This window comes from Micromonospora sp. DT47, from assembly GCF_049844475.1.
Taxonomy (GTDB): domain Bacteria; phylum Actinomycetota; class Actinomycetes; order Mycobacteriales; family Micromonosporaceae; genus Micromonospora.
Map to the genome: position 1 here is coordinate 491062 of NZ_JBNCLC010000002.1, position 21037 is coordinate 512098.

Consider the following 21037-nt stretch of genomic DNA (forward strand, 5'->3'; position numbering starts at 1 on the left):
GAGCCTACGTTGCCGGGCGCGCAGCGATCCTCCGGAACGCGCGACAACGGAAATCACGGCCGTGACCGGGAGGACGAGGTCGACCCCGCCCACCGGTCGCGGCTCGGCGGGGGTGGGCGGGTCGGCGGGGGCGGCGGGGGCGGCGGCGGGCCGGGCCAGTTTGGCGAAGGTCTCCGGCATCGGCAGCGACGCCCACCGGGAGGAGGGCCACACCACCGCGAACGCCCGGCCGACCACGTTGTCGATCGGCACCGGACCCTGGCAGCGGGCGTCCTGGGAGACCAGCCGGTGGTCGCCCATCACGAAGATCTGACCGGCCGGCACGACCACCTCGTCGAAGCGCCGGGACCGGCACTCCCGCGGGTTCGGCGGGACGTCCAGCGGCGAGTTCCGGATCACGTACGGCTCGTCCAGCGGGATGCCGTTGACCAGGACGCGGCCCTGGTCGTCGCAGCACTTGACCCGGTCGCCGGGCAGGCCGATCACCCGTTTGATGAAGTCCTTCTCACCGGGCCGGCTGACCCCGACCAGGTCGCCGAAGGTGCGGCCCACCTTGCCGGCGAAGCCCTGCTCGGGCTCCTGGCTCTCCTGGGCGACCCACCGGTCGGTGCCGCGGAAGACCACGATCTCGCCGCGCTGCGGGTCACGGACGTCGTAGACGACCTTGTTGACCAGCACCCGGTCACCGATGAGGAGGGTGTCCTCCATCGAGCCGGAGGGAATGAAGAAGGCCTGGAGCAGGAACGTGCGGATCAGCACCGCGAGGCAGAACGCCACCACGAGGAGCAGCGGCAACTCCTGCCAGAGGGGCATCTGCCGGCGACCGCGCCGGACCCGTCGGCGCCACGGATCGACTGTGCCGTCCTCGTCAAGCACCCGTACCACGTCACTCCCCGGTCCGCAGAAACGACACTACCGCCCGTGGGGCCTCGTCGAGGCCCCACGGGCGGTAGTGGACATTCGCATCGCCGCGACCAGCGTCGCCGCCCTCCTACGCCCGTACGACCAGGGTAATGCGCGCTGGTCGATATGACATCCGGGCGGCTCAAGCGGCGTGGCGAGCGGGAAGTCAGCGGGGCTGCTTCTCCCGCTTCTCCTTGATCTTGGCCTTCTTGCCGCGCAGCTCACGCAGGTAGTAGAGCTTGGCGCGACGGACGTCACCGCGGGTCACGATCTCGATCCGGTCGATGCCCGGGCCGTTGAGCGGGTAGGTCCGCTCGACACCCACACCGAAGCTGACCTTGCGGACCGAGAAGGTCTCGCGCAGACCGTCACCCTGGCGGCGGATGACGACGCCCTGGAAGATCTGGACACGGGACCGGTTGCCCTCGACGACCCGCGCGTGCACCTTGACGGTGTCACCGGCACGGAAGTCGGGGAGGTCGGTCCGCTTCGACTGGGCGTCAAGGGCGTCCAGGATGTTCATCGCTGTGTCCTCGTGAGGCTCACGGCGCACCGTCACTCGGTGCGCGGATGGGTGATTCTGATCCCCGGGTGGTGGTCGGCGGACCGACCCCGGTCGGGGATCCTCGCAGCCGCCTGCGGGCGCGGACGGATGCGGCAACCCCTCTACTTTGCCACATCCCCCGGCGGCAGCTGAAATCCGGCCCGGTCCAACGCGGCGACGTCCCGTTTGTCCAGGCTCTCCGGGGCCAGCGCGGCGATCATGTCGGGCCGCCGGGCGGCCGTACGGGTCAGCGCCTCGTCGCGCCGCCACCGGGCGATCCGGCCGTGGTCGCCGGAGCGGAGCACCTCCGGCACCTCGTGCCCGCGCCAGGTCGCCGGCTTGGTGTACATCGAGGCCTCCAGCAGCCCGTGCGCGTGCGACTCCTCGTCCAGCGAGCCGGCGTTGCCGAGCACCCCGGGCAGCAGCCGGGTGACCGCCTCCAGGATCACCAGCACCGCCACCTCGCCGCCGAAGAGCACGTAGTCGCCGAGGGACACCTCGGTCACCCGCATCCGGGTCGCGGCATGGTCGAGCACCCGCTGGTCGATGCCCTCGTACCGGCCGCAGGCGAAGAGCAGGTGCGACTCGGCGGCCAGCTCGTGGGCCATCGCCTGGGTGAACCGGACGCCGGCCGGCGAGGGCACCAGCAGCCGGGGCAGGGTGAGCCCGTCCGGGTTCAGCTCGTCGGGGGCGAGGGCGTCGAGCGCCTCGCCCCACGGCTCGGGCCGCATGACCATGCCCGGGCCGCCGCCGTAGGGCGTGTCGTCGACCGTGCGGTGCACGTCGTGGGTCCAGCTTCGCAGATCGTGTACGGCCAGCCGCAGCGTGCCGTTCTCCCGGGCCCTGCCGATCAGCGACAGGTCCAGCGGGGCGAAGTACTCCGGGAAGATCGACACGATGTCGACGCGCATGAGGGGTCCGCTCCAGCGGGTTCTAGAGATCGAGCAGACCGGCCGGCGGGTCGACCACGACGCGACCGCCGGCGAGGTCTACCTCGGGGACGATCGCCTTGACGAAGGGGATCAGCGCGGTACCCCCCTCGGGGCGGCGCAGGACCAGCAGGTCCGAGGCGGGCGCGTGGTCGATCCGGGCCACCTCGCCGAGCCGCTCGCCGGCCGGTGTGACCACGGCGAGCCCGACCAGCTGGTGGTCGTGGAACTCCTCCGGGTCGTCCGGCGGGGCGACGTCGGCGCTGTCCACCCCGAGCAGGGTGCCGCGCAGCGCCTCGGCGACCTCCCGATCGAGGATGCCCTCGAAGGTGACCAGCATCCGACTCTGGTGCCAGCGGGCCGACTCGATGGTCAGCTCCGCCGGGACCCGGAACGCCACGCCCGGGCCGGGGGCGGGGTTGGCCGGCGCGGCCGCCCCCGGCTCGGTGCGCAGCACCAGGCCGGGGGCGAATCGCGCTTCGGGCTCGTCGGTCCGCACCTCCACGGTGACCTCACCGCGGAGTCCGTGCGGTTTGCCGATCCTGCCGACGATGAGCAGCATCAGTACGAGTCGACGATGTCGACGCGTACTCCGCGTCCACCGATGGAGCCGATCACCTGGCGCAGTGCCTTGGCGGTCCGGCCGGACCGCCCGATCACCGTGCCGAGATCCTCGGGGTGCACGCGGACCTCGAGCAGCTTGCCCCGACGGGAGTCGACCATCCGGACGCGCACGTCGTCCGGGTGCTCGACGATGCCCTTGACCAGGTGCTCCAGCGCGGGACGCAGCGCCATGTCAGGCCTGCTCACCGGCGTCGGCAGCAGCGGCCGGGGCCTCGGCCGGAGCCTCGGTCTTCGGAGCCTCGGTCTTCGGAGCCTCCGCCCCAGGAGCCTCGGCCGGGGCCGCGGCCTTCGGAGCCTCGGCCTTCGGAGCCTCGGCCTTCGGAGCCTCGGCCTTGGCGGCCTTCTTGGCCGGCTTGGCCGGGGTCTCCGGAGCCAGGCCGGCGGCGGCCTTCGCCTCGGCCTCGTACGCCGCCTTGCGGTCGGCCCGCTCGGGGGCGACCTTCAGCGGCGGCGGGGCCGGCAGGCCCTTGAACTTCTGCCAGTCACCGGTCAGCTCCAGCAGGCGCTGCACCGCCTCGCTCGGCTGCGCGCCGACGGAGAGCCAGTACTGGACCCGGTCCGACTTGACCTCGATCACCGAAGGGTCTTCCTTCGGCTGGTACACGCCGACGAACTCGATCGCGCGACCGTCACGCTTGGTGCGCGAGTCGGCGATGACGATGCGGTACTGCGGGTTGCGGATCTTGCCCATCCGCAGGAGCCGGATCTTTACGGCCACAGTTGTTTCGCTCCTGTTGCGATTTCACCGTCCCGGTACGGGCGGTGCACGGGTGAGCGCCGACCGGCACAGTGGGGTTGGGCCGGAGACTACTCGGTGGACTGGCGACGCGCCCGGGTTAGAGGGCGCCGGACGCGCGCCGGATACCAGCGACCCATTCTGCCAGATCCGGCGCCGATCTCTCACACCGGACCCGGACACCGCGCCCGGGGTCGGCGCGACAGTGACGCGGAACACCCGCTCAGCGCACCGGCGGGCGGTCCCAGCCCGGCGGGAGTTCCTCCGGCACGGCCCAGCCGGCCGGCGGGGCGAAGTCGCACCAAGTGCCGTCGAACGGGAACAGGCCCGCCTCGGCCAGGGCGATCACCCGCTCCCCCTCGGCCCGTACCGCCGTGGAGTCCGGCACCCAGTAGTCGTCCGGGAAGGCGAGCCGCTCGGCGAACTCCTCCTCGTCCTTCCACCGCCAGCTCCGGTCCGGGTGGACCACCACGTCCAGGTCCTGGTCCACCACGTCGACCCCGGCCACCGGGCCGTCGTCCCACCGGGCGGCGGGTTCCTCCAGGTTGACGTACCAGTTGGCGAAGCGCCCCTGGGCGTCCCGGAACCACCAGACCGAGTGGGCCGCCCCGGTGGGCAGAAACTTCAGCAGCGGCGGCCCGTTCCACCGGCCGTGCGCCAGCCGGTAGGACGAGGAGATCCACTCGGCGAACGGCATGGCCCGCATGCCGAGCCCGGCCTCGGTCACCTCGTTGGCCACCGGGGTGTCCCGGGCGAGCCAGAGCAGCAGCCCGCGCTCGTCGTCGGCGACCACCCGGGCCGGCCGAACCCAGCCGATCCGGCCCCGACGCACGTTCCGGTGCATGATCAGCCGCCCCGGCTCGAACCGCACTCGTCACCCCCGGTGTCGCACGGGCCCCACCGGCACCGCGGGCGCCAGGAAGGACCGGTCAGCAGGCGCCGGCCAGGCCGGTCAGTAGGCGCGGGCCAGGATGGCGACCAGGTCCGGCTCGTCCTCCGAGTCGGGGACCGAGCCGTCGGCGCGGACCAGGCAGCGGACGGTCACGCCCTGGCCGTTCGCCTCGGCCTCACCCTGGACGCCGACCGCCGACCACGGCACCCGGGCCCAGCCGGTGGCGGCCGCCTCGATCGCCTCTGCCAGGGTGGATACCTCGACGGTGCGGGACTGCCGGTGGGCGAGAGCCTGGTCGTGCAGCGCCTGCTGGTCGGCGTCGAGCGCGGCCAGCACCGCGCCGGCCACGTCCGCCACCGGCGTCGGGGACTTCGAGCCATCCGTACGCCGGACCACCACCGCGTTGCCGGCGGCCAGGTCGCGGGGGCCGACCTCGACGCGTACCGGATAGCCACGCAGCTCGGCGTCGACGGCCCGGCGGCCGAACGGGGTGTCGGTGCGGTCGTCGAGCGCGACCCGGACGCCGGCGTCGCGCAGCCCGTCGCGCAGCTTGGCCGCCGCCTCGGCGACGCCCTCGCCGTCCTTGACCACCATCACGTACGCCTGGACCGGCGCGATCCGCGGCGGCACCCGCAGCCCGTTGTCGTCGCCGTGACACATGATCAGCCCGCCGAGCATCCGCGTCGAGGTGCCCCAGGAGGTGGTCCAGGCGTGCTCGCGGCCGCCCTCGGCAGAGGAGTAGCTGATGTCGAACGCCTTGGCGAAGTTCTGCCCCAGCTCGTGGCTGGTGCCGAGCTGCAGCGCCTTGCCGTCACCCATCATGCCTTCGCAGGTGTAGGTGGCGGTCGCGCCGGCGAAGCGCTCCCGGGCGGTCTTCAGGCCGACCACCACCGGGATGCCGAGCACGTTGACCATCAGGTCCTCGTACGCCTCGTGCAGGATCCGCCGAGCGTAGGCGCGGGCGTCGGAGCGGGTGGCGTGCGCGGTGTGCCCCTCCTGCCAGAGGAACTCGCTGGTGCGCAGGAAGATCCGCGGGCGCAGCTCCCAGCGGACCACGTTCGCCCACTGGTTGAGCAGCAGCGGCAGGTCCCGGTACGAGTCGATCCACTTGGCCATGAACTCGCCGATCACCGTCTCGCTGGTGGGGCGCACCACCACCGGCTCGGCGAGCTGCTTGCCGCCACCGTGGGTGACCACCGCGAGCTCCGGCGAGAAGCCCTCGACGTGCGCGGCCTCACGCTTGAGGTAGCTCTCCGGGATGAAGAGCGGGAAGTACGCGTTCTCCGCGCCGGCCGCCTTGATCCGGGCGTCCATCTCGGCCTGCATCCGCTCCCAGATGGCGTAGCCGGCCGGTCGGATGACCATGGTCCCGCGGACCGGGCCGTTGTCGGCCAGCTTCGCCTTGGCGATCAGGTCCTGGTACCAGCGGGGGAAGTCCTCCGCACGGGGAGTGAGCACGCGTGCCATGACCGCACATCCTAGGCGGCGTCCGGGTCGCCCCTGCGCCCGGGAGGTGCCGTGTCGTGTCGCGTCGCCGGGCCTGGGCGCCCCGGCCGGGCGATCGTAGACTTCGACCACGATGGGGTGAGCTGAGGGATTCCGCCCGGCAGCGGCTGCGGGACATGATCATCGACGCCGCCCGCGCGCAGAGCGTCGCGTCCGGTTGGGACGGGGTACGGATGGGCGGCGTGGCCACCGCGGCCGGGGTCAGCCGGCAGGCCGTCTACAACGAGTTCGGCAGCAATGCCGGGCTGGCCGAGGCCCTCGCCCGGCGCGAGGTGGACCGGTTCGTCGCCGAGGTGCGCACCGCGCTGCACGCGTACGGCGCGGACGTCCGGGCGGGCGCGTACGCGGCCATCCGGCACACCCTCGCCGAGGCGGCGGAGAATCCGCTGATCAAGTCGATCCTGACCAGCGCCCGGGGCGGCTCGGACGAGCTGTTGCCGTACCTGACCACCCGCTCCGAACTGGTGCTCACCGAGGCCTCCGGCGCGCTGCTGGAGTGGTCACGCGCCCACCTGCCGGCGGCCGACCCGGCGCGGCTGGCGTTCGCCGCCGACACCATCGTCCGTTTGGTGGTCAGCCACATCGTCCTCCCCCAGGCCCCGGTGGACGACACGGCGAGCGCCCTGGCCGACCTCGCCCTCCACCTGTTCCTCGCGGCCAGCCCCTGACGCCGGCCCGGCCCCGACCCGGGTGATCGACTCCAGGTCGGCGATGTGGCGGTGTCCCCGCTGGCCCGATACCGCCACGTCGCCGATCCGGAATGGATCAAGGGGCGGGGTCAGTGGATGACGCGGCCGCGGAGGATGGTCCGGGCGGGGGCGCGGACCACGCGGAGGTCCGTGCGGGGGTCCTCGGGGTAGACGGTGAGGTCGGCGAGGCCGCCTTCGGTCAGGCCGGGGAAGCCCAGCCAGTCGCGGCCCTTCCAGGAGGCGGCGGCGAGGACGTCCACCGGGGACATGCCGGCCTGCTCGTGCAGCAGCAGCATCTCCTCGGCCGCCAGCCCGTGGTCGATCCCGCCGCCCGCGTCGGTGCCCACGTAGATCGGCACCCCGGCCTCGTACGCGGCGCGGACCACCTCGGGGAAGCGGTCGCGCAGGGCGATCATGTGGTCGGCGTACCCGGGGAACCTGGCGCGGGCCTGGTCGGCGATGCCGCCGAAGGTACGGATGTTGATCATCGTGGGGATCAGCGCGGTGCCCTGCCGGGCCATCAGGTCGATCAGGTCGAGGCTGAGGCCGGTGCCGTGCTCCACCGAGTCCACCCCGGCCCGCACCATGATCTCCACGGCGGACTCGGAGAAGGTGTGCACCGCGGCGCGTACCCCGGCGGCGTGCGCGGCGGCGACGGCCGCGGTCATGGTGTCGGCGTCCCAGGCCGGTGCGAGGTCGCCGACGCCGCGGTCGATCCAGTCGCCGACCAGCTTGACCCAGCCGTTGCCGGCGGCGGCCTGTGCGGTGACCGTCGCGGCGACCTCCGCCGCGCCGACCTCCACGCCGATGTCGCGCAGGTAGCGCTTCGGCGGGGCGACGTGCCGGCCGGCGCGGGCCAGTCGCGGCAGGTCCGGCTCGTCGTCGAGTTCGGGGTACGGGTACGGCGAGCCGGCGTCCCGGATCGCGAGGACCCCGGCGTCCCGGTCTGTGCGGGCCAGCTCGCGGGCCTGGTCGAGCGAGGTGATCGGGCCGCCGCCGCGGGCGATGCCGATGTGGCAGTGCGCGTCGATCAGGCCGGGCAGCACGAACCCGCCGTCCACCACGGTCTCCGCGCCGGGCACCGGTTCGAAGGTGACCCGGTCGCCGACCAGCCAGAGATCCCGGACCTCGTCGTCCGGCAGGAGCACACCGCGCACATGCAGAGCCATGTGCACAGTCCTACCGGATCATCCGCCACCGCGCCCGGGCGGGCCGCTCGTCGCCCGGACGGCGCGTTCACCCGGACCGGGTGGGGCCGCCTCACCCGGTCACGGTGAACGGTGGTGGGACCGCGAGAGCTCAGGGAGGAAAGATGGCTGTCCGGACGAAGGTACGTCCCTCGCCCACGGACGAGGTCCCGCTCCATCCGGCGCACGGCTACCGGCTGCGCCGGCAGCGGCACCCGATCGGCGTCCGCGGCGGACCGCGGCGCGCCCCGCGCGGGTACGAGCTCACCGCCTCCGACCAGCAGCACGTCCGCGCCGCGTACGACCTGCGCGTGCGGCAGTTGGCCCGGGCGGTGGTGACGGCGGCCCGGCAGCCGGGTGACACGGCGCAGAACCTGGTCGAACAGTTGGAACAGCGGATGGACTCGCTGGTGCACCGGGCCGGCTTCGCGCGTTCAATCGACGAGGCACGGGACCTGGTCGCCCACAACACCTTCACCGTCGACGGCGGCAAGGTCAACCGGCCCTCGTACCTCGTCCGGCCGGGGCAGACCATCGAGGTGCGCCCGGACCGGCAGGGCCGTGCGCCGGTCGTGGTCGCCGTGGCCGACCACGCCGAGGGCGACGCACCGCCGTACCTGGAGGTCAGGCCGGAGCGGTTCACCGCGACCCTGACCCGGGAGCCGCGACGGCAGGAGGTGCCCGCGCTGCGGGAGGTCCCCCTCGCCGTCCGCGCCGAAGAGGGGGTCGCCCGATGAGCATGCCGATTCCGAACGAGCGGCGGGTGCCCAACTACCTGCGGCAGAGTGGCCGGCCGGAGTTGACGCCGCGGCAGCGGCGCCGCGCCGAGCACAAGAAGGCGCGGCTGGAAAGCTTGACGGGTCGGCACCCGCCGAAGCCGGCACCGGGACGGTGACCCGCGAACGGGTGGCGGTCACGGCCGCCACCCGGCGGAACCGGGGCGACCCGGATGGCGGCGACGGGCGCCGGCCGTACCAACCCGGACGTCAGCGCTTGCCGTCGCCCTTGCCGAGCTTGTTGAAGTCGATCTTCGGGAGCTTGAAGCCCGGCGGCAGGCCCTGGCCGCCGGCCAGGTCGCCCGGGTCCATCCCCGGCGGGAGCTGCGGCATGCCGCCCGGGAAGCCGCCCGGCAGCCCGGCGCCCGCCCCGGTACGCGGCCGGCCGCCGCCCTTGGTGCCCTTGCGCTTGTTCTTCGGCGACTTCGTCGCCTTGCGCCGGCCACCGCCGGGCAGGCCCATCATGCCGCCCATCTGCTTCATCATCTTCTGCGCATCGGCGAAGCGGTTGAGCAGCTGGTTGACGTCCATCACGGCGACTCCGGAGCCGTTGGCGATGCGGGCCCGCCGGGAGCCGTTGATGATCTTCGGGTTGGTCCGCTCGCCCGGGGTCATCGACCGGATGATCGCAGTGACCCGGTCGAAGTGCTTGTCGTCCAGCTCGGCGAGCTGGTCCTTCATCTGCCCCATGCCGGGCATCATGGCCAGCACGTTGGCGATCGGGCCCATTCGGCGGACCGCGATGAGCTGGTCGAGGAAGTCATCCAGGGTGAACTGCTCGCCGCCCATCAGCTTGGCGGTCATCTTCTCCTTCTGATCGGTGTCGAAGGCCTGCTCGGCCTGCTCGATCAGAGTGAGGACGTCGCCCATGCCGAGGATCCGGCTGGCCATCCGGTCGGGGTGGAAGACGTCGAAGTCCTCCAGCTTCTCGCCGGTGGAGGCGAAGAGGATCGGCTGCCCGGTCACCTCGCGGACGGAGAGCGCGGCGCCACCGCGGGCGTCACCGTCAAGCTTGGAGAGCACCACGCCGGTGATGCCGACGCCGTCGCGGAACGCCTCGGCGGTGCGGACCGCGTCCTGCCCGACCATCGCGTCGATGACGAAGATGACCTCGTCCGGGTCGACCGCGTCGCGGATGTCGGCGGCCTGCTGCATCATCTCGGCGTCGATACCGAGCCGACCGGCGGTGTCGACGATGACGATGTCCCGGGCGGCGCGCTTGGCGTGCTCGATCGAGGCGCGCGCGACCTGCACCGGGTCACCGGTGCCGTTGCCGGGCTCCGGGGCGTACACCTCGACTCCGGCGCGCCCACCGAGCACCTGGAGCTGCCCGACGGCGTTGGGGCGCTGGAGGTCGGCGGCGACCAGCAGCGGCTGGTGGCCCTGGGCCTTGAGCCAGCGGGCCAGCTTGCCGGCGAGGGTGGTCTTACCCGAACCCTGCAGACCGGCCAGCATGATCACGGTGGGCGGCTGCTTGGCGAACTGGAGCCGCCGCCCCTCGCCGCCGAGGATGTTGACCAGCTCCTCGTTGACGATCTTGATGATCATCTGCGCCGGGTTGAGCGCCTCGGAGACCTCGGCGCCCCGCGCCCGCTCCTTGAGGTTCGCGATGAAGCCCTTGACCACCGGCAGGGCGACGTCGGCCTCCAGCAGCGCCATGCGGATCTCGCGCGCGGTGGCGTCGATGTCGGCGTCGGTGAGCCGACCCTTGCCGCGGAGCTTGGTGAAGATCCCGGACAGGCGGTCACTCAAGGTGTCAAACACAGAACATCCCGTTTGTCAGTGTTCCGGCGGGCACAACGCGGCCGGGCAAGGTGTCCGGCCACCCGCAAGGGTAGCCCGCCGCCAGCACCCGCGCTCCGGCCCGCCTGGCCACCCGCCCGGCTCGGCCACCCGCCCGGCCGCCGGATCGGCCGCGCCCGGGTCGTCACCCGGTCGGCGTCGACCCGTCGGGGTCGAAGCGGCGCGGGGTGGGCAGCTGCCGGCACAGCTGGGCGGCGACCGTGGTCTTGCCGGCGCCGAACGCCCCGTTGAGCCAGACGATCACGAGGTGACCAACCCCGACTGGTACGCGAAGACCACCAGCTGGGCCCGGTCCCGGGCGCCCAGCTTGACCATCGCCCGGCTGACGTGGGTACGCGCGGTGGCCGGGCTGATCACCAGCCGCCCGGCGATCTCGGCGTTGCTCAACCCCTCGCCGACCAGCCCCACCACCTCCCGTTCCCGGTCGGTGAGGGCGTCCAGCCGGGGATGCGGGCGGGGCACCCGGGCCGGCCGGGTGGCGAACTCCCGGACCACCCGCCGGGTCACCGAGGGCGACAGCAGCGCCTCACCCTCGGCGACCAGGCGGATCGCCCGCAGCAGTTCGGCCGGCGGGGTGTCCTTGGTCAGGAAGCCGCTGGCGCCGTGCCGCAGCGCGTCGAAGACGTACTCGTCGAGCTCGAAGGTGGTCAGCACGACCACCCGGGTACCGGCCAGCTCCGGGTCGGCGACGATCCGGCGGGTCGCCTCGATGCCGTCCACCCCCGGCATCCGGACGTCCATCAGCACCACGTCCGGGCGCTCGGAGCGGGCCAGCTCCACGGCGCGCAGGCCGTCGGCGGCCTCACCGGCCACCCTCAGGTCGTCCTCGCTCTCCACCAGGGCGCGCAGCCCGATCCGGATCAGGTCCTGGTCGTCGGCGAGCAACACCGTGATCATGGAGCCTCCTCCACCGGCAGCGTCGCGGACACCCGGAACCCGCCGCCGGGGTCCGGGCCGGCGCTGAAGGACCCGCCGAGCGCGGTGACCCGCTCCCGCATTCCGGCCAGCCCGTACCCGCCGCCCGGCCCGGGCCCGGTCGGGGCGCCCCGGCCGGTGTCGGTCACCTCCACGGCGATGTCGGCGGGGGCGTACCGGAGCCGGACGGCGGCGGTGGCCTGCCCGGCGTGCCGCAGCACGTTGGTCAACGACTCCTGCACCACCCGGTACGCGGCCAGGTCGACCGCGACGGGAAGCGTCCGGGGCTCACCGTCGACCGTCACGGTGACCGGCACCCCGGCGCCGGCCAGCCGGTCGCGCAGCTGCGGCACCTGGTCCAGCCCGGGCGCCGGCGCCCGCTGCGCGTCCGCCTCGTCCCGGCGGACCACGGTGAGCGTCACCCGCAGCTCGTCCAGGGCCTCCTTGCTGGTCCGGCTGATCGCCCGCAACGCGGTCTCGGCCTGTCCCGGCCGCTTGGCCAGCAGGTGCAGCGCGATCTCCGCCTGCATGTGGATCGCCGCCAGGCCGTGGCCCACCACGTCGTGCACCTCGCGGGCGACCCGCAGCCGCTCGCCGTCGGCCAGCTGCCGGGCCTGCTCGGCATGGGCCCGGGCGACACTCTCCCGGTTGGTCCGCACCGCCACGGCCAGCGCGAACGGTACGACCACCCAGGCCGATCCGGGCAGCACCCCGGCCAGGCCGGGCGAGGCGCTCCGGGACCAGAACACGTGCACCAGGATCACCGCGAGCGCGGCCGTCGCGGCGACGGCGGCCGAACGGATCGGCAGCCGCACCGCCACCGTGTAGACGGCGATCAGGAAGCTGAGCAGCACCGGGCCGTACGGGTAGCCGAGCACCAGGTAGGCGGAGACGACGACGCTGACCACGGCGAGGGTCGCGCGGGGGGCGATGCGTCGCCCGGTCAGCGCGAGGGTGGCGATCCCGACCAGGGTGAGGCACCAGGCGTCGACGGGCGTGGCGGCGGCCTGGTTGCGGCCGGCCGGGCCGGTGGCGAGCAGCCCGAGGAGCAGCAGGACCAGGGCCAACGCCAGGTCGGCCGCCGCCTCCTGGCGACGACTTCCGGGCTGGTCCACGGCGTGCATGCCGGTCATTCTGCCCCGGCCATCGGTAACCGTCGTGCGTCCGGAAGCGACCGACGGCGTACGCACCGGGGCGTAGCCGGGCGACGGCGGCTCAGACCGCGGCCAGGACCGCCGCCTCCAGCCGGGCCCGTTCGGCATCGTCGGGCCAGCCGCCGACGAGGTAGAACGCGTCCACCACGTCGGCGCCGAGGGTGGAGATCCGGGCCGCCCGGACCTGGGCGCCGGCCTCGTCCAGGGCGCAGGTCACCCGGTAGAGCAGCCCGGCGGCGTCGGCGGCGCGCAGCTCCAGCAGCACCGCGTCGGTGGCGGCCCCCCGGTGCCAGACCACCCGCGGCGCGGCCCCCTCGCCCCGCGCCGCGAGGGCCCGGCCGCGCAGCCGCTGAGTGACCGAGACGTCGCCGCCCACCGCCCGGCGCAGGTCGGTGCTGAGTGCGATCGGGTCGGGGGCCAGGCCGTAGCGCGGCTGCACCCGGCACTGCACCAGGGCCCGGCCGTCGACCGTGGTGGCGTCCGCGGAGAGCACCTCCAGCCGGTGCAGCGCCAGGCAGCCGGCCACCGTCGCGAGCAGGCCGCGCCGGTCCGCCGCGACCACCGCCACCCGGTCCTCGGTCAGGTGTACGACCGGCAGCGGCCCGGCCACCAACGCCGGGTCCGGGGCGGGCGGGGCGGGCAGCGCGCCGGTGTCCAGCGCGGTACGCACCCGGCCGACCAGTTCGGCGATCAGCCGGCCCTTCCAGTCCGACCAGGCGGCCGGGCCGGTGGCCGCCGCGTCGGCACGGACCAGGGCGTGCAGCAGGTCCAGGGTGGTGGTGTCGCCGACCCGCTCGGCCACCCCGGCGATGGTCACCGGATCGGAGAGGTCCCGTCGGGTGGCCACGTCGGGCAGCAGCAGGTGCAGCCGGACCAGCGTGCCGATCAGCGTGGCCTCGGCGGGCGGCAGGCCGATCCGGGTGGCGACCGCCTCGGCGACCGGCACGCCGACGGTGCTGTGGTCGCCCGGGAGTCCCTTGCCGATGTCGTGCAGGAAGGCGCCGAGCAGCAGCAGGTCGGGGCGGTCCACCTCGCGGGTGTGCCGGCTCGCCTCGTACGCGGTCTGCACGAGGTGCCGGTCGAGGGTGTAGCGGTGCACCGGGTTGTGCTGGGGCAGGCTGCGCAGCCGGGTCCACTCGGGCAGCCAGCCGTCGATCAGCCCGTACCGGTCGCAGGTCTCCCAGGCCGGCACCAGGCCGGGGCCGGCGCCGAGCAGGGTGGTCAGCGCGGCCCGGGCGGCCGGCGGCCAGGGCGCGGGCAGCGGCGGGCAGTACGCGGCCAGCCACTCGCAGGTGGCCCGGGCGATCGGCAGCCGGGTGGTGGCCGCCGCGGCGGCCATCCGCAGCGACAGGCTCGGGTCGGGGCGGGCGCCGATGGCGGTCCGGGCCAGCACCAGCTCGCCGTCGTGCTCCACGACGTCCCGGGCGACCGGGCGGCGCAGCGGGCGGCCGTCGGCGCCCCGGCGGCGGCCGGAGCGGAGCCGGTCGGCGGCCCGCCAGGCGTCGTCGAGGGCGTGGCTGATCGTGCGCGCGTCGCCGGCGACCCGGCGCAGCAGGGCATCGCCGTCGTGCACGACGGCTCCAGCGACGGCTCCAGCTCGCTGCGCGGGGTCAGACGCGCCGGGCTGGAGTTGTCGGAGCTGCGCGGCGTCAGACGCGCCGGGCTGGAGTTGTCGTAGGCCGAGCAGCGCGGCGACCCCGTCGCGTTCCTGGGCGACCAACCGGTCGACCCGGCGGCCGACCTGGTGGTGCAGGGCGTCACGGGTGTCCAGCAGGCGCAGGTGGGCGGCGCGGACGGCGGGGCGCAGCGCGTCGGTGATGCCGGCGGTGGCGATGGCCCGCAGGATGCCGACGTCGCGTAGCCCGCCGGCGGCCTCCTTGAGGTCGCCCTCGAGGAGGAAGGCCAGCTCCCCGTGGGTACGCCAGCGGGCGGCGGTGATCTCCCGCAGGCCGGGCAGCTGGCGGACCGCGGTCCGCCGCCAGTGGTCGGTGGCGGTCCGGGTGAGGATGTCGGCGAGCGCCCGGTCACCGGCGACGAAGCGGGCGTCGAGCAGGCCCAGGGCGACCTTGACGTCGTCCTGGGCGACGGAGAGCGCCTCGGCGAGGGTGCGCACCGAATGGTCCAGCCGCAGCCCGGCGTCCCAGATCGGGTACCACAGCGACGCGGCCAGCTCGTCCACGCCGGGCACCCCGGCGTGCAGCAGCACCAGGTCGAGATCGCCGTGCGGCGCGCACTGCCGCCGCCCCAGTCCGCCGACGGCGACCAGCGCGATGCCGGCCCGGGGCGGCAGCAGCGAGGTCAGCCAGGCGTCGAACGCCTCCGCCCGCTCCTGCCGGGCCGCCTCGCCGATCCCGGCGGGTACCCGGACGACCCCGTCGACCAGGAGGCCGGCACCGGCGGAAATGGGGGTATCCGACGCGTCGTTCCTGGTCAACGGGGTCATCAGTGGTGGCCTCCTACAGGGCGTCGAGGCCGCGCTCGCCGGTCCGGACCCGGACGACCTCCTCGACGGCGGTCACCCAGACCTTGCCGTCGCCGATCTTCCCGGTCCGGGCCGCCGCCACGATGGCGTCCACGATCTTGTCGACGTCCATCTCGTCGGTGAGCACCTCGACCCGGATCTTGGGCAGGAACTCGACCGTGTACTCGGCACCCCGGTAGACCTCGGTGTGCCCCTTCTGCCGCCCGTACCCCTGGACCTCGCTGACGGTCAGGCCGGCCACGCCGAGGGCGTGCAGGGCCTCCTTCACCGCGTCCAGCTGGTACGGCTTGATGACCGCGGTCACCAGCTTCATGTCCAACCCCTCCATCCCTGGAACGTTAACCGGCGACCTTCTCGTTGACCGGCTCGGCGGCCTCGTCCGAGGCCGGCTTCGCGGCGCCCGGGGTCAGCCCGGCCATCGCGAACGCCCCACCGCCGGCGCTGCCGGTGGTCGGCGACAGGTCGTACGCGCTCTCCGCGTGCTCGGCCACGTCGATGCCGGCGATCTCGTCGTCGGGGTCGGAACGGAGCCCGATCAGGGCCTTGACGGCGAGAGCGATCAGCGCGGCCACCCCGAAGGAGTAGACCGAGACGATGCCGCTGGCCAGCGCCTGCCGGCCGAGCTGGGTGACCCCACCACCGTAGAACAGGCCCTCGCTGGCGCCCAGGCCCTCGATGGCGGAGTTGACCTGGAGGGTGGCGAAGAAGCCGATGAAGAGCGAGCCGATCCAGCCGGCCACGAAGTGCACGCCGACCACGTCGAGCGAGTCGTCGAAGCCGAGCTTGTACTTCAGGCTGACCGCCACCGCGCAGACCCCGCCGGCGATCAGGCCGAGCAGCACCGCCGGCAGCGGGGCGATGAAGCCGCAGGCCGGGGTGATGGCGACCAGGCCGGCGATGGCGCCGGAGGAGGCGCCGACCAGCGTCGGCTTCTTGTTGCGCACCCACTCCACCAGGACCCAGCCGAGCACACCGGCGGCCGTGGCCACCTGGGTGTTGACGAAGGCCACCGCGGTGGTGCCGTCGACGGTCAGCTCGGAGCCGGCGTTGAAGCCGAACCAGCCGAACCAGAGCAGACCAGCGCCGAGCGCCACGAACGGGATGTTGTGCGGCTTGAAGCTCTCCCGGGGCCAGCCGATCCGCTTGCCGAGCACCAGGACCAGCCCGAGTGCGGCGGCACCGGCGTTGATGTGCACCGCGGTGCCACCGGCGAAGTCGAGGGCCTTGATCTTGGAGCCGATGAAGCCGCCACCCCAGACCCAGTGCGCGACCGGGATGTAGACCAGCGTGAACCAGGCGAGGGCGAAGAGCAGCCAGCCGGAGAACCTGAGCCGGTCGGAGACGGCGCCGGAGATCAGGGCCACCGTGATGATCGCGAACATCATCTGGAAGACCATGAAGACGTACGTCGGGATGCCGGTCCCCGCGCCGAGGAACAGCCACTCCTCGCCGATGAAGCTGGTCTCGGTGCCGAGGTACTGGGTGAAGCTGCCGATCACGTTGTTGACGCCCGCGCTGGCGTTGGTGCCGAACGCGAGGCTGAAGCCGTAGATGACCCAGAGAACGGAGATGAGCCCGATCGCGGAGAAGCTCATCATCATCATGTTGAGTACGCCCTTGGACCGGTTCAGCCCGCCGTAGAACAGGGCCAGACCCGGCGTCATGAGCAGCACGAGCGCAGACGACAGGAGCAACCAGGCGGTGTTGCCGGTGTTGATCTCCACGCTGCCTCCTCTCGGTGTGGAAGTCCTCCCATCCGACTGGAACCTGGCAGCATCGCCCGTCAGCCGGTTGCGGGAACTCTGGCCGCCCGCTGTTTCCTTCACCGACACCGCTCGATTTCCGATGCGTGACGGGTTGTTTCCGGCGTGTGAAGAAGCCTGATCTTGGTCCCCGGGAACGGAAAGAGTGGCCGTTCCCCGCGGAACGGCCACTCGTCGCGGGATGGCGGAAGTCAGCGCAGGGCGTTCTCCAGGGCGTGCCGCTCGTAGTCGAGCAGCCGCAGGTCGCGCATCGGGCGACGGAGGTGACCCTTGTGCACGATCCGGACGAACGCCGGCTCCCCGGCGGCGGCCATCCGGCGGATGCCCTCGACGTGGTCGACGATCCGCTTGCGGATGGTCCGGATCAGCCGGTGCCGGTCGCGCGGGATCAGCCCGTACGCGTCGGCGAAGAGGCGCAGCCGGCGCGGCCGGTCGGGGCGCTTCCAGCCGAGGGTGATCGAGTCCCGGTCGGCGAAGATCGGCACCCAGGTCCAGGCCGCGTACGCCACGTCGTAGATCCGGGCGCCGGGCGAGGCGAGGTCGAAGTCGATCAGCCCGAGGGTGCCGTCCGGCCGCCAGATCACGTTGTGCGGGGCGGCGTCGTGGTGGCAGATCACCTCGGTGTCCGGCGGGGGCGGGCCGAACGAGCGCCAGACCGCGCCGGGCGGCGGGGCGAAGCCGTACTGGGCGTCGTGGAACATCCGCAGCATGGTGGCCACGGTCACCAGCGCCTCGTCGGTGACCCAGTGCGGGGCCAGCGGGTACTCCCCGCACTCCCCCTCCAGGTATGACAGGACTTCGCGGTTGCGCTCGTCCATGCCCAGGGCGCGGGGCGCGCCGGTGAACCCGACGTACTCCAGGTGACGCAGCAGGGCGTGCACCGAGGGCGTCCACGGCCCGGCGTTGCGCCGGACGGTGTCACCGACCCGCACCACGGTGCTCACGTTCCCGCCGTGCAGCGGGATCTCCTGCGAAGTCACGTACGGTCTCCCGAGGCCCGGCGCCGGGTCACGGGGGTCCCGCCACCCGGCGTACGCGCGATCGTCGTTCGTCACCGCGAGGTTACGCGTCCCGGGCGAGCGGCTCGGTGCCGAGCAGCGCGTCGACGAACTGCGCCGGGTCGAACGGGGCCAGGTCGTCCGCCCCCTCGCCGAGGCCGACCAGCTTGACCGGGATGCCGAGCTTGCGCTGCACGGCGATCACGATGCCGCCCTTGGCGGTGCCGTCGAGCTTGGTCAGCACCACCCCGGTCACGTTGACCACCTCGGTGAAGACCCGGGCCTGTTCCAGGCCGTTCTGGCCGGTGGTGGCGTCGAGCACGAGCAGTGTCTCGTCGATCGGGCCGTGCTTCTCCACCACCCGCTTGACCTTGCCCAGCTCGTCCATCAGGCCGATCTTGTTCTGCAGCCGGCCGGCGGTGTCGATCAGTACGGTGTCGGTGCCGGCGTCGATGCCCCGGCGGACCGCGTCGAAGGCGACGCTGGCCGGGTCGGCGGCCTCCGGCCCGCGGACGGTCTCCGCGCCCACCCGGCGGGCCCAGGTCTCCAGCTGGTCGGCGGCGGCGGCCCGGAAGGTGTCGGCCGCGCCGAGGGTCACGCTGCGGCCGTCGGCGATCAGCACCCGGGCGATCTTGCCGCAGGTGGTGGTCTTGCCGGCGCCGTTGACGCCGACCACCAGCAGCACCGCCGGCATGCCGTCCTTGGGCTCGGTCTTCAGCGACCGGTCCAGGCTCGGGTCGAGGGCGTTGACCAGCTCGGCGGCGAGCAGGGCGCGCAGCTCGCCGGCCGACCGGGTGCCGAGCACCCGGGTCCGCTCCCGGAGTCGGTCGACGATCTCGCGGGTGGCGTCGATGCCGACGTCCGCGGTGATCAGGCTGTCCTCGATCTCCTCCCAGGCGTCCTCGTCGAGGTGGTCCCGGCTGAGCACGCCGAGCAGGCCCTTGCCGAAGGCGTTCTGCGAGCGGGACAGCCGGGAGCGCAGCCGGACGAGGCGGCCGGCGGTCGGCTCCGGGACCTCCAGCGGCGGCGCGGGGGGCGCCTCGACCACCGGCGGCTCGACCAGGACGCCGGTGGACAGGTCGGACTCCGGCGCCTCGACCGGCGGACCGGCCAGGTCCTCCTCGGCCCGGGTGTCGACCTCGGTCTCCGGCAGCGGCGGCTCGGGGCGCCGACGCAACCGGGGCACCACCAGGCTGAGGCCGCCGAGGATCAGCACACCGAGCAGGGCGAGCGCGATGAGGAGGTATTCCTTCATGCCGAAATCCTGTCAGATGCCCGCGACGACGTCTTCACCACGGCACCCGGGGCCGTTCGGAAGCCGGCGGTAGGCTCGACCGCAGCCAGCAGTGGTGCGACCGCGGGCGGGGTAGTAAACATGAAGCTCGCTCATCCCGGAGGTCCACGATGTCCGCCGCCCGCCTGCTGATCGGTCCCCTGCTGCGGCGGGTGGTCGGCACCCGGGCCACCGTCTGGGTCGAGACGAGTGTGCCCGCCGTGGTCACCGTCCGCACCGCCGACGGCGCCTCCGGCACCGCACCCACCTTCTCCGCGTACGACCACCACTACGCCCTCGTCGTGGTGGAGGGGCTCACCCCGGACAGCGCCACCGCCTACCAGGTGCTGGTCGACGGCGAGGTGGCCTGGCCGGTCCCGGAGAGCGGGTTCCCGCCCAGCGTGATCCGGACCCGGGCCGGCGATGACCGGGACCAGCCGGTGAAGCTGATCTTCGGCTCGTGCCGGGAGACCACCCAGCACGCCACCACCCGGCGGCTGCCGCCGGACGCGCTCGACGCGTACGCCCGACGGTTGATCGCCGACCCGGGGCCGGCCGCCCTGCCCGACCTGCTGGTGCTGCTCGGCGACCAGGTCTACGCCGACGTCACCTCGCCGACGGTGAAGCGGCTGCTCAAGCGGCGCCGGCGGCGGCCGAAGGACGCCCCGGCCGACCAGGTGGTCAGCTTCGACGAGTACACCAAGCTCTACCTGGAGTCGTGGCGCGACCCGGAGATCCGCTGGCTGCTCTCCACCGTGCCCAGCGCGATGATCTTCGACGACCACGAGGTGATCGACGACTGGAACACCTCGGCGTCCTGGCGGGCGGAGACGCGCGAGCAGCCCTGGTGGGCCGAGCGGATCCGCAGCGGGCTCGCCTCCTACTGGGTCTACCAGCACCTGGGCAACCTGTCCCCGGACGAGATCGCCGACGACCCGCTGTACGCCAAGGTGGTCGCCGCCGAGGACGCCACCGACGTGCTGCGCGAGTTCGGCGAGCGGGTCGACAGGGAGGCCGACGAGGCGCACGACACCGAGCGCTGGCGGGCCGTGCAGTACCAGTGGAGCTACGCCCTGGACCTGGGCCGGACCCGGCTGGTCATGCTGGACAACCGGTGCAGCCGGGTGCTCGACCCGGGCAACCGGGCGATGCTGCCGCCCGGCGAGTGGTCCTGGTTCCTGGACCGGGCGCACGGCGTCTACGACCACCTGGTGGTCGGCACCTCGCTGCCCTGGCTGCTCCCGCCGGGCATCCACCACGTGGAGGCGTGGAACGAGCGGCTCGCCGACTCGGGCCGGCCCTGGGTGGCCCGACTCGCCGAGCGGCTGCGCCGGGCCCTGGACCTGGAGCACTGGGCCGCCTTCCGGCGCTCCTTCGACGACCTCGGCGCGCTCTTCGTCCGGCTCGGCAGCGGCACGCCGGGCGCGACCGGCGACCGGGTCGGCGCCGGGCCCGCGTACGCGCCACCGGCCTCGATCAGCGTGCTCTCCGGGGACGTGCACCACTCGTACGTGGCCCGGGCCCGGTTCGACGACCCGTCGGTGCGCACCCCCGTGCACCAGCTCACCTGCTCGCCGATCCACAACCAGGTGCCGGCCGCGATCCGCCCGCTGATGAAGCTGGGCTGGAACCCGGGGCCGGCTGCGGCCACCCGGGCGCTGGCCCGTTCCGCCGGGGTACGCCGCCCGACGGTGCGCTGGAAGAAGCTGGTCGGCCCGTACTTCGGCAACGCGGTGGCCACGCTGGAGCACACCGGCCGGCGCGCCGAGGTGCTGATCGAGGGGACCACCGGCGACGGTCACCTGCGCGAGGTGGCCCGGCAGCGACTCGCCCCGGCGGACTGAGCTGGGCACCGTACGCTCT

Annotated in this window: 20 protein-coding genes and 1 pseudogene; 4 read left to right on the top strand and 17 right to left on the bottom strand. The window is 73.4% G+C overall.

Going from position 1 to position 21037, the window contains the following annotated elements:
* Positions 1-4: 4 nt before the first annotated feature.
* From lepB to proS, 8 genes and pseudogenes are all read right to left on the bottom strand, one after another.
* Positions 5-885, bottom strand: a pseudogene (lepB, locus tag ACLQ2U_RS04870) (signal peptidase I).
* Positions 886-1069: 184 nt separating this feature from the next.
* Positions 1070-1426, bottom strand: coding sequence for a 50S ribosomal protein L19 (gene rplS / locus ACLQ2U_RS04875; RefSeq protein ID WP_425749298.1), 357 nt, complete (start codon positions 1424-1426; stop codon positions 1070-1072).
* A gap of 143 nt (positions 1427-1569) precedes the next feature.
* Complete coding sequence (gene trmD, locus ACLQ2U_RS04880; protein ID WP_425749299.1) at positions 1570-2358, bottom strand: tRNA (guanosine(37)-N1)-methyltransferase TrmD; 789 nt, start codon at positions 2356-2358, stop codon at positions 1570-1572.
* Between the two features lie 22 nt (positions 2359-2380).
* A complete protein-coding gene (gene rimM / locus ACLQ2U_RS04885; protein ID WP_425749346.1) occupies positions 2381-2935 on the bottom strand; it encodes a ribosome maturation factor RimM in 555 nt (184 codons plus the stop codon).
* Between the two features lie 2 nt (positions 2936-2937).
* The gene (locus tag ACLQ2U_RS04890; RefSeq protein WP_425749347.1) at positions 2938-3198 is read right to left on the bottom strand and encodes an RNA-binding protein; all 261 of its coding nucleotides are present in this window, start codon (positions 3196-3198) and stop codon (positions 2938-2940) included.
* Positions 3173-3718: a 30S ribosomal protein S16 gene (rpsP, locus tag ACLQ2U_RS04895; RefSeq protein WP_425749300.1), complete on the bottom strand. Its 546-nt coding sequence runs from the start codon at positions 3716-3718 to the stop codon at positions 3173-3175. Before rpsP ends, ACLQ2U_RS04890 begins: the two co-directional genes overlap by 26 nt.
* A 241-nt stretch (positions 3719-3959) precedes the next feature.
* Positions 3960-4607, bottom strand: a complete 648-nt coding sequence (locus ACLQ2U_RS04900) for a DUF402 domain-containing protein (RefSeq protein ID WP_425749301.1) — start codon at positions 4605-4607, stop codon at positions 3960-3962.
* Between the two features lie 81 nt (positions 4608-4688).
* A complete protein-coding gene (gene proS, locus ACLQ2U_RS04905; RefSeq protein ID WP_425749302.1) occupies positions 4689-6095 on the bottom strand; it encodes a proline--tRNA ligase in 1407 nt (468 codons plus the stop codon).
* A 155-nt stretch (positions 6096-6250) separates the two neighbouring features.
* Between proS and ACLQ2U_RS04910 the strand changes: the two genes are divergently transcribed.
* Entirely contained in the window at positions 6251-6802 is a 552-nt protein-coding gene (locus ACLQ2U_RS04910; RefSeq protein ID WP_425749303.1) for a TetR family transcriptional regulator, read from the top strand.
* 110 nt (positions 6803-6912) lie between these two features.
* Here the strand turns inward: ACLQ2U_RS04910 and ACLQ2U_RS04915 are convergent, their stop codons facing one another.
* Complete coding sequence (locus ACLQ2U_RS04915) at positions 6913-7992, bottom strand: amidohydrolase family protein (protein ID WP_425749304.1); 1080 nt, start codon at positions 7990-7992, stop codon at positions 6913-6915.
* Positions 7993-8135: 143 nt separating this feature from the next.
* Here ACLQ2U_RS04915 and rpsD point away from each other — a divergent pair, with 143 nt between their 5' ends.
* Together rpsD and ACLQ2U_RS04925 are read left to right on the top strand one after the other, a co-directional pair.
* The gene (gene rpsD, locus ACLQ2U_RS04920; protein ID WP_425749305.1) at positions 8136-8747 is read left to right on the top strand and encodes a 30S ribosomal protein S4; all 612 of its coding nucleotides are present in this window, start codon (positions 8136-8138) and stop codon (positions 8745-8747) included.
* Positions 8744-8905: a hypothetical protein gene (locus ACLQ2U_RS04925; RefSeq protein ID WP_425749306.1), complete on the top strand. Its 162-nt coding sequence runs from the start codon at positions 8744-8746 to the stop codon at positions 8903-8905. Before rpsD ends, ACLQ2U_RS04925 begins: the two co-directional genes overlap by 4 nt.
* Positions 8906-8996: 91 nt before the next feature.
* Here the strand turns inward: ACLQ2U_RS04925 and ffh are convergent, their stop codons facing one another.
* From ffh to ftsY, 8 genes are all read right to left on the bottom strand, one after another.
* Positions 8997-10550: a signal recognition particle protein gene (ffh, locus tag ACLQ2U_RS04930; protein WP_425749307.1), complete on the bottom strand. Its 1554-nt coding sequence runs from the start codon at positions 10548-10550 to the stop codon at positions 8997-8999.
* A gap of 279 nt (positions 10551-10829) precedes the next feature.
* A complete protein-coding gene (locus tag ACLQ2U_RS04935; protein WP_425749308.1) occupies positions 10830-11486 on the bottom strand; it encodes a response regulator transcription factor in 657 nt (218 codons plus the stop codon).
* Positions 11483-12628: a sensor histidine kinase gene (locus ACLQ2U_RS04940; protein WP_425749309.1), complete on the bottom strand. Its 1146-nt coding sequence runs from the start codon at positions 12626-12628 to the stop codon at positions 11483-11485. Before ACLQ2U_RS04940 ends, ACLQ2U_RS04935 begins: the two co-directional genes overlap by 4 nt.
* Before the next feature lie 91 nt (positions 12629-12719).
* Positions 12720-15062 (bottom strand): [protein-PII] uridylyltransferase, encoded by a 2343-nt coding sequence (locus ACLQ2U_RS04945; RefSeq protein ID WP_425749348.1) that lies wholly within the window; start codon positions 15060-15062, stop codon positions 12720-12722.
* A gap of 52 nt (positions 15063-15114) precedes the next feature.
* Positions 15115-15453, bottom strand: coding sequence for a P-II family nitrogen regulator (locus tag ACLQ2U_RS04950; protein ID WP_425749349.1), 339 nt, complete (start codon positions 15451-15453; stop codon positions 15115-15117).
* A gap of 25 nt (positions 15454-15478) precedes the next feature.
* Positions 15479-16864 (bottom strand): ammonium transporter, encoded by a 1386-nt coding sequence (locus ACLQ2U_RS04955; RefSeq protein WP_425749310.1) that lies wholly within the window; start codon positions 16862-16864, stop codon positions 15479-15481.
* A gap of 230 nt (positions 16865-17094) precedes the next feature.
* The gene (locus tag ACLQ2U_RS04960) at positions 17095-17958 is read right to left on the bottom strand and encodes an aminoglycoside phosphotransferase family protein (RefSeq protein WP_425749311.1); all 864 of its coding nucleotides are present in this window, start codon (positions 17956-17958) and stop codon (positions 17095-17097) included.
* 7 nt (positions 17959-17965) lie between these two features.
* Entirely contained in the window at positions 17966-19156 is a 1191-nt protein-coding gene (gene ftsY, locus ACLQ2U_RS04965) for a signal recognition particle-docking protein FtsY (RefSeq protein ID WP_425749312.1), read from the bottom strand.
* A 149-nt stretch (positions 19157-19305) separates the two neighbouring features.
* Between ftsY and ACLQ2U_RS04970 the strand changes: the two genes are divergently transcribed.
* Positions 19306-21018 (top strand): alkaline phosphatase D family protein, encoded by a 1713-nt coding sequence (locus ACLQ2U_RS04970; protein WP_425749313.1) that lies wholly within the window; start codon positions 19306-19308, stop codon positions 21016-21018.
* The last annotated feature ends 19 nt before the right edge of the window (positions 21019-21037 follow it).